The sequence below is a fragment of the Ensifer sp. ENS10 genome, assembly GCF_014852025.1.
Classification (GTDB): Bacteria; Pseudomonadota; Alphaproteobacteria; order Rhizobiales; family Rhizobiaceae; genus Ensifer.
The window spans coordinates 39,386-52,454 of record NZ_JACVAS010000019.1 but is presented as its reverse complement, the minus strand read 5'-3'; the positions used below and the strand labels follow the sequence as shown (position 1 = coordinate 52,454).

At 58.2% G+C, this 13,069-nt stretch carries 9 protein-coding genes and 1 pseudogene; 3 read left to right on the top strand and 7 right to left on the bottom strand.

The window, feature by feature from the left end; genetic code table 11:
• Positions 1-321: 321 nt before the first annotated feature.
• Positions 322-1,815, top strand: a pseudogene (istA, locus tag IB265_RS35145) (IS21 family transposase); the annotation flags it as partial.
• A gap of 5 nt (positions 1,816-1,820) precedes the next feature.
• A complete protein-coding gene (gene istB / locus IB265_RS35140) occupies positions 1,821-2,555 on the top strand; it encodes an IS21-like element helper ATPase IstB (RefSeq protein WP_192496102.1) in 735 nt (244 codons plus the stop codon).
• 195 nt (positions 2,556-2,750) lie between these two features.
• Here the strand turns inward: istB and IB265_RS35135 are convergent, their stop codons facing one another.
• Complete coding sequence (locus IB265_RS35135; RefSeq protein ID WP_246806154.1) at positions 2,751-3,002, bottom strand: hypothetical protein; 252 nt, start codon at positions 3,000-3,002, stop codon at positions 2,751-2,753.
• 325 nt (positions 3,003-3,327) lie between these two features.
• On the opposite strand from IB265_RS35135, the gene IB265_RS35130 reads away from it, so the two are divergent.
• Entirely contained in the window at positions 3,328-6,021 is a 2,694-nt protein-coding gene (locus tag IB265_RS35130; protein WP_246806153.1) for a UvrD-helicase domain-containing protein, read from the top strand.
• 264 nt (positions 6,022-6,285) lie between these two features.
• On the opposite strand, the gene IB265_RS35125 is transcribed toward IB265_RS35130, so the two are convergent.
• From IB265_RS35125 to IB265_RS35100, 6 genes are all read right to left on the bottom strand, one after another.
• On the bottom strand, positions 6,286-7,875 hold the full coding sequence (locus IB265_RS35125) for an IS66 family transposase (protein WP_113134000.1): 1,590 nt from the start codon (positions 7,873-7,875) through the stop codon (positions 6,286-6,288).
• A gap of 74 nt (positions 7,876-7,949) precedes the next feature.
• A complete protein-coding gene (gene tnpB, locus IB265_RS35120) occupies positions 7,950-8,294 on the bottom strand; it encodes an IS66 family insertion sequence element accessory protein TnpB (protein WP_057249416.1) in 345 nt (114 codons plus the stop codon).
• On the bottom strand, positions 8,291-8,650 hold the full coding sequence (locus IB265_RS35115) for a transposase (RefSeq protein ID WP_246806152.1): 360 nt from the start codon (positions 8,648-8,650) through the stop codon (positions 8,291-8,293). Before IB265_RS35115 ends, tnpB begins: the two co-directional genes overlap by 4 nt.
• 126 nt (positions 8,651-8,776) lie before the next feature.
• Positions 8,777-9,531 (bottom strand): IS5 family transposase gene (locus tag IB265_RS35110; protein ID WP_246806151.1). Its coding sequence is split into 2 segments (ribosomal slippage): positions 8,777-9,198 and positions 9,198-9,531, totalling 756 coding nucleotides; the frame shifts between segments, so codons are not numbered across the junction.
• Between the two features lie 165 nt (positions 9,532-9,696).
• Complete coding sequence (locus IB265_RS35105) at positions 9,697-10,914, bottom strand: phospholipase D family protein (protein WP_192496100.1); 1,218 nt, start codon at positions 10,912-10,914, stop codon at positions 9,697-9,699.
• Positions 10,915-11,495: 581 nt separating this feature from the next.
• On the bottom strand, positions 11,496-12,884 hold the full coding sequence (locus tag IB265_RS35100) for a transposase (RefSeq protein ID WP_192496099.1): 1,389 nt from the start codon (positions 12,882-12,884) through the stop codon (positions 11,496-11,498).
• Between the last annotated feature and the right edge of the window lie 185 nt (positions 12,885-13,069).

The window sequence follows — 13,069 nt, the reverse complement described above, 5'->3', positions numbered from 1 at the left end:
TTGAGAATGCTTTCCCGAGTGCGGTTTGATTCCGGTTCCTGGCAGGCAAGACAATCCCCGTTGTAAAATCGGCGGAGATCGCCCTTCAGGCAGATGCAAGGGGTAGGACTGGCTGCACCATCGAGGATTGCTCGGTACCTGCTTCGATCACTTCTCGCCTCGCTTCAAGCGTCCTTCACCAACAATGGCCCCGCGAATCGGAGGGGGATTTGTGTTTCGGCATGCAAATTTGACCCCCTTGGCGGGGTAATCGGCGTCCAATTTTGACCCCCCTCAGATTTCATCTGACCATCCGGCTTTTTGCGGCGGATGGAGCGGGAGTTGAAGCGAGTGGATACGATTGCGCGTGTTCGACGGGCCTTCCATGTGCAGGGCTGGTCGGTGAAGAAGATCGTCCGGGAACTTCATGTGTCGCGCAACACGGTTCGCAAGATACTGCGTTCCGACGAGACCGATTTTACCTATGAACGAGAACGGCAACCGCTGCCAAGGATCGGAGCCTGGAAGGCGGAGATCGAGCGGTTTCTGACAGCCAATGAGGGCAAGCCGTCGCGCGAGCGGCTGACGCTGATCCGGATTTACGAGGAGGTCAGGGCACTCGGCTATGATGGCAGTTATGACGCGATCCGGCGATATGCCAAGACCTGGGCGAAGAACCGGGGAGCCGTGACGGCGGAAGCCTATGTGCCGCTCTACTACGCGCCAGGTGAGGCTTACCAGTTCGACTGGAGCCATGAGATCATTCTGATCAACGGCGTGACGACGACCGTGAAGGTGGCGCATGTCCGACTCTGCCACAGCCGGATGATGTTCGTCCGGGCCTACATGCGCGAGAGCCAGGAGATGGTGTTCGACGCGCATGACAAGGCCTTCGCCTTCTTCCGTGGCACCTGCACGCGCGGCATCTACGACAACATGAAGACGGCGGTCGAAGCGGTGTTCGTTGGCAAGGAGCGGCAATACAATCGCCGCTTCGTGCAGATGTGCAGCCATTATCTGGTCCACCCGGTCGCCTGCACGCCCGCGTCCGGATGGGAGAAGGGACAGGTCGAGAACCAGGTTGGTCTCGTGCGCGAACGCTTCTTCACCCCACGCCTGCGGGTCAAAAGCCTGGAAGAGCTGAACGTCTGGCTGCTCGATAAGTGCATCGCCTACGCCAAGGCACACCGCCATCCCGAGCAGACCGAGCGGATGATCTGGCAGATGTTCGAGGAGGAGCGCGGCAGCCTGGTGCACTATGTCGGCCCGTTCGACGGTTTCCACTGCGTTCCGGCCTCGGTGTCGAAGACCTGCACGGTCCGCTTCGACAATAACAAATACTCCGTCCTCTCGACGGCGGTCGGCCGCCCTGTCGAGGTTCATGCCTATGCCGAGAAGATCGTGATCCGGCAGGATGGCGTGAACGTTGGTGAGCATCCTCGTTGCTTTGGCCGTGGCGAGACGGTCTACGACCCCTGGCACTACGTCCCTGTCCTGGCTCGTAAACCCGGTGCTTTGCGCAACGGCGCGCCGTTCCGGGAATGGGTCTTGCCCGCCGCGATGGAGAAAGTGCGCCGGCGGCTGAAGAGCGCCCATGACGGTGATCGGCAAATGGTCACCATCCTCGGCTGTGTTCCCACCGACGGTCTGGCGGCCGTCGATGCTGCCTGTCAGGAGGCTTTGGATCACGGCGTCTGCTCGGCCTCGGTAATCCTCAACATTCTGGCCCGGAGCCGTGATCCGGCTCCGGCAATCACTCTTCAGACCCCAGATGCGCTGCGGTTGACCCATGAGCCGGTCGCCGACTGCGCACGGTATGACAGCCTCAGGAGGGCAAGCTGATGGAACGCACACAGGTTCTCGAACTGATGAGCACGCTGAAGCTCTATGGAATGCGCAGCGCTTACGACGAGGTCATGGGCAACGGCATCAAGCGGCAGCACGAACCACCCCGCATCGTCGGCGATCTCCTGCAGTCGGAGATCGCCGAGAAGCAGGCCCGCTCCATTCGCTACCAGCTCAGCATCGCCAAGCTGCCCCTCGCCAAGGACATCGATGACTTCGACTTCACCGATACACCCGTCAATGAATCCCTGGTGCGGGACCTGGCCACCGGCACCTTCGTCGCCGATCAGCGCAATGTCGTCCTCGTCGGCGGCACGGGAACCGGAAAGAGCCATCTGGCCATCGCAATTGCCCGTGCACTGATCCGCAACGGAACACGCGGGCGCTTCTTCAACGTCGTCGATCTGGTCAATCGGTTGGAAACGGAAACGCGCAGCGGCAAGCAGGGGCGGACGGCCGACTATCTCAACCGTCTCGACTTCATCATCCTCGATGAACTCGGTTATCTGCCATTTGCCCAGGCGGGCGGCCAACTCCTGTTCCATCTGATCAGCAGGCTCTATGAGCGCACGTCGATCATCGTCACTACGAACCTGGCGTTCGGCGAATGGCCGACAGTGTTCGGCGATGCAAAGATGACGACCGCGCTCCTCGACCGTCTGACCCATCACTGCGAGATTGTCGAAACCGGAAACGAGTCCTGGCGCTTCAAGAACCGCTCTCAAAGCTAAAGCCGAAGACGATCATTACCCGCACTTGGCCTACCCTCTGCAACCCCGGCCAGCGCCGGGCAGGCCAAGCGCTGATCTACACTACTGGGGGGGTCAAAATTGGACGCCGATAAGGGGTGATTTTTGGACGCCGATTGACAGGGGATTGTCACTCTACTGCGCCGGCAACACGGAAGCATCGCATGTCGCGCGCAGCTACCGTCCTCGGCGCAGCTCGATTGCATCCAGCGCTTCGAGAGACTGAACGACGGTTTCAACCACTTCGGCGTCGAAATCGTCCCGGTCCGCTTCCTCATGCGTCCTCTTGTTCAGATAGGTCCAAACGAGGTTGGCTTCAGAGATACCCAGAATCCTGCTGTAAGCGGCAATCAGCCGGTCCTTGCTTGCGTGGTTGAAAGCGGCGGCGTCCCGGAGCTTCCGGAGTATCGCGTCACAGACGTTGCGCAATCCAGGCTCTGCACCTACGCCGGGAAGTTTACGGGCTCCCTTCAAATTATCAGATAGGTTGCTGTTGCATGTCTTGCCGGTCGACTTGGAGCGCCGGCGGCCCCCCTACACCAATGCGTCCGATCGCAGGAGGGGACAGTGCGGCTTTCGTTTTTAACCTCGGGTGATTTGGAACATTTCAATATGTTGATGCTACACGACTCCGAAGATCGCTGTTCTGGGCATATCGAATGTGGCTCTAAGTAACTTATTCTCAGGCCGGGCGCGTACGTATCGCCCCAGCTTCCTCGCGAGATTGTTCTCTTCCAAATACTGGAAGCTGATCTTGGACTCCGGGCGGCCCGAAAGCATCAGGCTGCGTCAGGATGGTGATGAAGAACTCCGCTGCCTCCATATCGTGTCCCTCACCACGACCAAGGCTCTGCTCTGGCATACCGTCGAGATCCGAACACGGAGCAGAACAGATACCCTGTCAGGGCTGAGTGGTGAATCGGCCGCGCAGCTAGTCGCAGACGTTCATGCTTTCATCAACACCTACCTCTTCAGCGTTATAGGCACGGAGAGAGAGCGTTTGTTCGATGTGGACGTCAAGATTCGAGAGATAACAGAAGACAATCGACAATATCTCGCGCAAGCCGATCTTGGCCGGGCGATTGCGAGCGTGCCCGGCAACGCCGCAGCAGCCCTCTCGCATCCACTTCTCGATCCACAGTTGATGCCGGTCGGGCTCAAGAAATCACTCCCAGCTTCGCTCGCCATGCTGACCGACCCGGGCGTTCGACACATCTACAATGAAACGTTCGTAACCTCCGAGCTGGTTAAATTCCAGCTCTTCTTCGATAATCTCGATGGGCGCTCCCTATCCGACCAGCAACGCGAGGCCTGTATTCGTCTCGAAGACAATAACCTGCTGGTTGCCTCGGCCGGGTCCGGCAAATCGGCGACTATGGTCGGCAAGGTCGCCTATGTGTTGGAAAAGAAGCTCTATCGTGCAGACGAAATCTTGCTTCTGGCCTTCAACAAAAGCGCTGCCGATGAACTCAGGACGAGGATTGCAAGACAGCTCCAAGTCGAGGAAAGCGCGCTGGAGTGTCGCGTCACGACGTTTCATGCGTTGGGACGTGGCATTATTGAAGACGTTGATGGACGCCCGCCCCAGCTTGCGAACTGGGTAGACCACCCTGGCGGAGAGACCAGAGTGCTAGAAGAGATTGTCCGAGGTCTTGTCGAGACGGACCTGGAGTTTGCCAGAATGTGGAGCGACTTGTTGGTTGTTCATCCTAAAGCGGACATCCCCGCCACAGTTTTCGACACTGACGCGGATTTTCGTCGCTATACGTCGGACCGCCTCAGAAAGGGCGCGGCCATGATCGGATCGCTTTCCGGGGTCATCGTCAAATCGCTGCAAGAGCAAAAGATCGCCAACTGGCTATGGCTGCATTCTGTCGCCTTCCAATACGAGCGGCAGATTGAGATCGAAAATGAGGACGGCACCCGCCTACACGTGCATCCCGATTTCTACTATCCGCTGACCGAAACGGTACACGAGCATTTCGCGCTTAATGCCGACGGGACGTCGCCTTTCGCAGATTATGCCCAACACGCCGAGTCCAAACGACAGGCCTATCGTCGGAAAGGAATTGATTTCTTCGAGACGACCTCGGCGCAGGCTAACAGCGAAACGATGCTGAGCACGCTTGAAGCGGAACTGGCACGCCGCGCCATCCCAGTTGAGCGAAAGAGCTATCAGGAAATCACCAAAGCCCTCGAGCCGGTGGTGATCAAGCACTATCACAAGCTCATTTCGACCTGCATCAAGCATATTCGCGCCAGTCACCTCACGCTGGAAATGCTGCTCGAGCGCGCCAAAACCCTTCACGACAAGGAACGTGCAAAACTCTTCGCGCGTGTCGTATGGATGATCACGTCGGAATATTCCCGCCAACTCGACGAATCCCAGCGGATCGATTTCGACTCAATGATCGCCGATGCCGTAAGACTGGTTCAGACGGGCCGGTATTTGAGCCCGTATTCTCTGATCCTGGTCGATGAGTTTCAGGATATTTCCGAACCGCGCGCTAACCTCATCAAGGCGATGAACCAGCAGAAGGCGTTCAGCAAGGTGTTTGCGGTTGGTGATGACTGGCAGTCGATCTACCGCTTTGCGGGCTCGGACATCACGATCTTCACACAGTTCGAGGCAAACTTTGGTGCCAGTTGGATGGGGCGCCTTGAACAGACGTATCGCTGCAACCAGCTTATTGCGGAGACGGCTGCGAAGTTCGTCCAACGCAATCCGGAACAGATCACGAAATCGGTGCGATCGATATGTGCTGCGGTTCCTCGCTCGATAAGGGTAATCCCTATCGAAGGCAAAGGGGACAAGCCCGACTTCGGATTGCCCTGCCATCGCCTTCTCGAGCGGCTCGACATGTTTTTGGAGGACATTGCCCCGAAATGGCGGAACGAGCAGGGCACCAAGCTCAAGGTCTTGGTGCTGTGGCGTTACAACCACGTCGATCCGTTCCGCGAAAGCCTACCGACGTTCACAAACATTGAGGTTTGCGGCCTGTCTTTCCATCGGGCGAAGGGGCTCGAAGCGGACTACACGATCCTGCTTGATGTCAGCGAGGGCAATTACGGCGTGCCGAGCCGGATCGAAGACGACGAGCTGCTCAACCTGGTGATCCCCCGCCCCGAAACATTCGCGTACGCCGAAGAAAGGCGCCTGTTCTACGTCGCGCTGACACGGGCTAGTCGGGGCGTGTACCTGGTCACGGACAGCCGCCAACCATCGCGATACATCCGGGAACTCTGCGAGATCGCCGGCGACGAGGTCCGGTTCGAGACGATCGAAGGAACCGCCCTGCGCCAATGTCCGACCTGCCTCGTGGGCCAGATCGTCGAGATACGCAACCGAGACGGTTCAGTATTTTGCGGTTGCAATCAATTTCCCGATTGCAGCCGGACCGAACGAGTTCCAGTACGACCGGCGCCGAGGCTACGAAGAAGGCGCTGAAACCAGTCAAAGTTCAGGCGCTTCGGTCGACTGCGCAATCGTGCTTCTTCGGGTCGCCCCCGCGATGGAGGTGCTTACTTGTGCAGTCTGCTGTTTTCCGGCCAAGCCGACAGCGCTGGTTGGAAGCAAGTCACCTACAACATGAGAAAACTCAGATTAGTAAGTAACCGGAATCCTCGCACGCTCGTTCCTGAAACCTGAAACTGCTGTTCAAATTAATCCTCTGCAGCTAGGCTCAGGACGTAAGCGACAAGCCGGGGCCGTTCAGGCGGCGTAGTTCCACGGCATGAGCGCGTCAATATCGCTGCTGGGCCATCCATTTGCGAGGCGCTCAAGTGTCTGGGTAAGCCAGGCTTGCGGATCGACGGCATTCATCTTTGCTGTCTGCAGGAGTGTCGCGATCGTAGCCCAGGTCCTGCCGCCGCCGTCGCTGCCAGCGAAGAGGCTATTTTTTCTGGTGATGGCCTGGGGTCTGATAGCTCGCTCGACAATGTTGGAGTCGAGCTCGACACGGCCGTCGGTCAGGAAGCGCTCGAATATGTCGCGACGCGATATGGCATACCGGAGAGCTTCGGCGAGTTTGGATTTTCCCGACACCCGCGGCAAAGTTGCCTGCCAGAGTGTGAAGAGGTCACGGACGATCGCCGCCGAACTTTCCTGACGCGCTGCGACACGAGCTTCGGGACTTTGGCCGCGGACGGTTTCTTCGATTTCCCAGAGCCTCGCCATACGCTCGACCGTCTCTGTGGCGACCTTCGAGCTCTTCGCCGCGTGCAATTCGTAGAACTTCCGCCGGCTATGTGACCAGCAGCCAGCCAGGACAACGCCGTCGTTGCCTCCATCCTTGCGGACAAGCTTGCTGTAAGCACCATACCCGTCAACCTGCAGGATGCCGCGATAGCCGCTCAGATGTCGTGCGACGCACTCGGTCGCTCGACTGTCTTCAAAGCGATAGGCCACCAACGGTGGACCGCTGCCTCCGAAAGTGCGGTCATCCCTGGCGTAAGCCCATAGCCATGCTGTCTTTGCCGACCCGGACCCAGGCGCAAGTGTCGGCAAGGTCGTTTCATCGGCAAAGATCCGCTCCGCCTTCTTGATCTCGTTCAGGATGTAATCGGCAAGGATGTCGAGTTCGAACCCCAACTTGCCCATCCATTGGGCCATGAGCTTGCGGTCAAGTTCGACCTTGTCACGCGCGTAGATCGCTTCCTGGCGATAAAGCGGAAGGCCATCGGCATATTTGGAGACCGCGATCTGGGCCAGAAGTGCTTCTGTTGGAATGCCGCCTTCGATGATGTGTGCGGGAGCCGCGGCCTGGATGACGCCGTCCTCGTTCCTAAAGGCGTACTTGGGACGACGCGTGACGATAACACGGAACCTGGCTGCGACGACATCGAGCCGTTCGGAGACGTCTTCTCCGATCAGGATCTTCTGCTTGCCCGCATGCTCCGGCAACTCTTCCGGCTCGATCACGATCTCGACGCGCTCAAGATGCGGCGCGAAGCCCTTGCGTGGCCGTGGTGCACGCTTGCCGTCCGCATTCCCGCGGCCCTTCGTGACCTGGGCCTTTATCGCCGCAATGCCGGTCTCGATCTCCTCGAAGACAAAGGCATGCTGCTCGTCATCGACCGGGGACGCCAGCTTTTCCGAACGCCGTCCAAAGCGGGCCCGATCAAAAGCCTTCAGGATTTGCGTCAGCCGCTCGATGCGTTCGTCGGCGTCAGCGTTCCGGGCCTCGAGGTCATCAACCTGCTTTTCCAAAGCCTCGACGCGGGCTGCCTTTTCGGCCATGGCGAGAACCATAGCTTTCAGGGCCTCTACATCATCCGGGAGCTCGATCTCGGGTCGCGTCATGGGTCAGATCAGAGCATATTTTGCCGTGATCCGCCCGCGGTTTCAGGCACCTGATTCACTTCGCCGCAGTGGTTTTACCCAACAATCTCGGGAGGTTTGACTGGCGTCGACCGCACCCGCTTCCAGTCCATACCATCCACCAAAGCCAGAAGCTGGGCATGATTCAGCTGGACGCGGCTGTGGCCGATACGTGGCCAGCAGAACTGAGCTTTCTCTAGCCGTTTGGCATAAAGGCAGACGCCCGAGCCATCCCACCATACGATCTTGATCCGGTCTGCTCGTTTCGCCCGAAAGACATAGAGCGCTCCGTTGAACGGATCACTGCCAGCATCCCGCACCAGCGAAAGCAGGCTGTCCGGCCCCTTGCGGAAGTCGATCGGATGGCTCGCAAGGAAGACCTTCACGCCTGACGGGATCATGCCGAGCGTACCGCTCGGATAACGCGCTGCAAATGCGCCTCGTCGATCTCAGCACCGGCCCGGATTACAACGTCGCCGATGACCACCTCGACGACAGAGCTGACCCCGATCATCGATCTCTGTCCACTTTCAGCCGACGCCACATGGTCCGGCTCGCTCTCGTTCAGAAGGTCTCGCCGCCACCGGTAGAGTTGAGAGGGCGTAATCCCGATCCGTCGTGCGATCGCCGAGATATTCACTCCAGGCCGGCAAGCCTCCTCAACGGCCTCCACCTTAAATTCGTCAGACCAGAAACGTCGCAACTGGCGGGGAGAACCCTCAAGTCGATCCGTTACCGCCTCAATCATATGGATCATTCTAGGGCTAGCCGTAGGCGTAGACATAGATCCTCACAGTCAGAGAAATCAGATGCCTGCCATAGCGTGACGTCCATCACCCCTGCCAGATGGGGTCTCCTTGTCGCTTACCTCAGGACTCATTGATCAAAGCCAGAAGATGACGGTTGCTGCGATGCAGAGGGCGGAGAAGAAGGTGTGTGCGCATCGATCGTAGCGGGTGGCGATGCGCCGCCAGTCCTTGAGCTTGGCGAAGAGGTTTTCGACCTTGTGGCGCTGACGGTAGAGGCTCTTGTCGTAGGGATAAGGTATCTTTCGGCTGCGGCTTGAGGGAATGCAGGGCTCAATGCCCTTTTCTTTTAGTGCCTCTCGGAACTGCGTGCTGTCATAACCCCGGTCGGCAATCAGCGTCTTGGCTGGCGGCAAGGCGTCAAGCACAAGACGTGCGCCCTTGTGATCGCTCATCTGCCCTTCGCTGAGTACCATGATGATCGGACGGCCTTCACCGTCACAAACGGTATGCAGCTTGGAGTTCAGTCCGCCTTTGGTTCGCCCGATACGACGGGGAACATCCCCTTTTTGAGCAGGCTCGCCGCCGTCCGGTGTGCCTTCAGATGCGTCGCGTCGATCATGATGCGCTCGGGCTTCGGGCCTTCGGCCGCCAGCGCTGCGAAGATGCGGTCGAAGACGCCGAGCCGGCTCCAGCGAATGAAACGGTTGTAGAGCGTTTTATGCGGCCCGTAATCCTTCGGCGCGTCCTTCCATTGCAGGCCATGCTTAATAACGTAGACGATGCCGCTGATCACTCTGCGATCATCGACACGCGGTACGCCATGCGCCAGCGGGAAATAGGGTTCAATCCGCGCCATCTGGCGCTCGCTCAGCAAAACCAAATCACCCATCACGGTCTCCTTCCGGAACCGTGAATCACATCTCAAGCCAAATTAATAGGTCCTGACCCTAGCGCATCGGGATCCATTTAATAGCCTGGCACACGATTATGCGGGATCAGTGGCGACGAACGTGAGGCTATCCGTCAAGAGGCTTTAGCTTCTTGGCAAGCGTTGTCAGGCATGTTCGTTGTAATAGATCGTGTCGAGCATGGCGACCCGATAGTCCCACAACTCGCTATCATCCCCGTCGGGGCGCGGCGCGTTATACCAAGGCGATGACTGGATCGGGACGATGACTCGATCCCAGTAATTTTCCAACGCAAGCGTTGTCGGCGCGAAACTTAAAGCTTTCGCCAAATTGGCCTTATTCTTTCCGTTCGCGCAAACGAACGTGTCCGGGCGTTTCATGGCGAGAAGCCGCGTTGCGGTAGGGTATTCGCCGACATGATGGGCTTGGGCATCCACAAATGCTTTGCGGAATTTGCGACAATATTCCGTGAAGTCCTCCAACGTTACGGGGTCTTTCCGGGGGATGCAGTCCAAGGCGGCGCCAAGCCGGCGGTCTTGCTTCGCTATTAGACCGGCGAAGTCGCCGTTACCGCCCATCGAGCCGAACCAGCCCCAATCATGGTCCCCAAGGCCTGCGGCTTCTTTCTCGGCGTTGCCGAGCGTGCCGGCGATCCCCTTACATTCGGTCACTGAAAGGTCCGAGAACCGCCCGGCACTTGCGAAAAGGCGCTGAACTGCGCGAAGGAGTTTCATGCGGCGCTTGAAATGATGGTGAGGGTCGAGTTTTGCCGTTCGCGCGAATTCGTCCCAATTCATTTTGGCCAAGGACGAGGTGAGGCCCTTCCCGCTCTTCCTGTCGTCGGGAAGGATGGGATCGCGCTGGCCGCGCCGCTTACGAGCGGCCTCGAATTGTCGGCGATAGCTGTCCGCAAGCACCTGGGTGACACGTTGTTTCAGTGGGTCATAGCCGGAAAGCTCACTCTGTATCTGATCGAAAATCTCATTGTTGACCGAGCCTTCGATGTGCAGGCAAGCCTCGTGATTAAGGCCCAGACCGCCATTCGTGAAATTGGCACTTCCGACGATGGCCTCAGCCTTGCTTCCAGTTCGGAACAAATAGAGCTTGGGATGGAAGATGCCCTTGTCTGCTTTGGCGATGAAGGCATTCTTGGTGCCGATTAGGCGCTCTACAAGATCGGGTGAGGTCGCAAAACCGTTTAAACCGAAGGTAACGGAGCGGAATTTCTCCTTGTTTTCCATCAATCGATCGGCCAGCGTCCCATTATATCCCCAAGCCACTGCGATCTGGATTTCATCATGGTCGCGAATAAGGCGATTCAGTATGGCTGGCATGGTTCCGGCGTTAAGCAGCGTGACCTTCATCATTCCCCCCAAAGCTTGGCCGACGTCAAACGACGACCCAGGTTTCGCACTTAGGACCAAGCCTTATAGGTGAAGTCTTTGGATTTGATTGCTGCCTGTCGGCTCGACTGACCTCGTCTGCTTGCGGATTGGCCTTTTTGGGGGAATCGGAACCTAATTTCCCTGAGTTCTGGCCGTGGTCGCGCTTCGCAATGGATGAACGATCGTGCCGCCGGTACATATCCCTCAAGGCGAAAGATCGGAGACATCCGAACTGAGCGGCATGTTGCCGGCTTCCAGTTGTCTCAGGCGGATGGAGAGTTCGCGTTGCCGCCTTTGATCAGAACGCCCGGGAAGCCGGAACGGTCTTGGTCGGTATAAATCCGAGCGTCTCAATTGGGGCGGTCTGCGGTCTGACTGCTTCGCGAACGCAAGAGACGAAAGCGGCCAAGCCGCCGCAGTTTGCCGAAAGTCCGTTTTCGGTCGATATCGTTGAAAAACTCGTAGTTTGAGCATCCGCGACGCTCTGCACGCGGTTTTTCGAAGAGTTGGCGAGGTGTCTCTCGTTGTGATGCGGTGGGATGGCTCCAGGCAACCGGCCGTTATGCCACCATGGCGGCGGATGGGAGGCGAGAAGGTCTAAGCTTTGCCAGCCTTCTGAGGTTTTGTGCCGTTGCTGCGAGCAGGAATTCATCGCGAGCACCACACGGACCACGCAGTCTCAACCTGGCCATCCGCAGGATGCGCTTGAGGTGAGCGAAGAGCATCTCGACCTTCTTGCGACGATGCCGTGAACGCTCGTAATCGGGCGTGCCGGCAATGGCTCTGGCGACGTCACGGGCATCCTCATTGAGATCACGAGGGACTTTGCGAGCAACTGCATTCGGGCAGCAGCGCTGCTTCAGGTCGCACACATCACAGTCCTTCTTGCTGGCCCGATAGAGCCGGGTGCCCTCACTGGTGATGCCCGATCGGGGCGTCGCGTAGGTGCGACGGAACTGAACCAGCTCCTTGCCCGCCGGGCAGATGTAGCGATCTGCCTCGCCATCCCAATTGAAGTCGGCAAGCGAGAAAGTCCCGTCTGTCCGGTTGGACTTGTCGAACACAGGAATGTGCGGAGCAATCTCCTTTTCCTTCACAAGCCAGGCCAGATTGTCAGCGGAGCCATAGGCACTGTCGGCGACCAGATAGCCTGGCTTCAGGCCAAAGCGGTTCTCTGTTCTGTCGATCATGGTGCGCGAAGCGCCAACCTCAGCCTGTCGAATGGCACGGGTGGCCTCGACATCGAGAATGACGCCATGGTCGGTGTCGATCAGATAGTTGGTGGCGTAGGCGAAGAAGGCATGGCCTTTATGGGCACCCGTCCACTGGGCTGCCGGGTCTGACGGGGAAATAAACTTCGGCGTTACCGGCGAAGCCGCACCAAAAGCAGCGTCATCAAGCACCGCCAGATATTCCTGAACGGAGCGGCCTGCATTCTCCTTCGCTTCTTGCGCGCTCCATTCTGCACTAGATACCGAGCGCTGTTTGTTGGCATCCGCGGCGATCAAGCTGGCATCGACGGCAAAGCCTTCAGCACCGACAAGACCCTGTACCAGGCAGCGCTCAACCACCGTCTCGAACAGATGCCGAAGGATATCGCTTTGCCGGAAACGTCCGTGGCGGTTCTTCGAGAAGCTGGAATGATCCGGCACCTTGCCGTCCAGTCCAAGCCGGCAAAACAGACGATAGGCGAGATTGAGATGAACCTCCTCGCACAGCCGGCGCTCCGACCGGATGCCCATGCTGTAGCCAATGATCAGCATCCGCATCATCAGTTCCGGATCGATCGACGGACGGCCGGTGCTGCTGTAATAGGGCTTCAACTGCGCGCGGACGCCATCGAGGTCCAGGTGGTTGTCGATCCGGCGGAGAAGATGGTCGGCTGGCACGTGCTCATCGAGACTGAAATCGTAAAAGAGCTGCGCCGGAGCCGCCTGCGTTCCCATCATTCGCCTGATCCCCTGCCAAATCACTCAGAGGATTGAATCACGCGTCCCAAGTGCCCGCAATGCCGAGTTTTTCAACGGTATCGGTCCAAAACGGCCATCGTGGCGCACACGGATGTCGCCTGTTGCTGATGTTTGCCCTCCTACAAGAAACGGTAATACATGGGCCAGTTCGATTGTGAATCAGC

Bases quoted from the DNA above. Each gene is read 5' to 3' on its own strand.
- tnpB (WP_057249416.1), bottom strand. From the start codon at position 8,294: ATGATCCCGTCAGGCGTGAAGGTCTTCCTTGCGAGCCATCCGATCGAC.
- IB265_RS35105 (WP_192496100.1), bottom strand. From the start codon at position 10,914: ATGAAGGTCACGCTGCTTAACGCCGGAACCATGCCAGCCATACTGAAT.
- IB265_RS35115 (WP_246806152.1), bottom strand. From the start codon at position 8,650: ATGATCCATATGATTGAGGCGGTAACGGATCGACTTGAGGGTTCTCCC.
- istB (WP_192496102.1), top strand. From the start codon at position 1,821: ATGGAACGCACACAGGTTCTCGAACTGATGAGCACGCTGAAGCTCTAT.
- IB265_RS35125 (WP_113134000.1), bottom strand. From the start codon at position 7,875: ATGACGCGACCCGAGATCGAGCTCCCGGATGATGTAGAGGCCCTGAAA.
- IB265_RS35100 (WP_192496099.1), bottom strand. From the start codon at position 12,884: ATGATGGGAACGCAGGCGGCTCCGGCGCAGCTCTTTTACGATTTCAGT.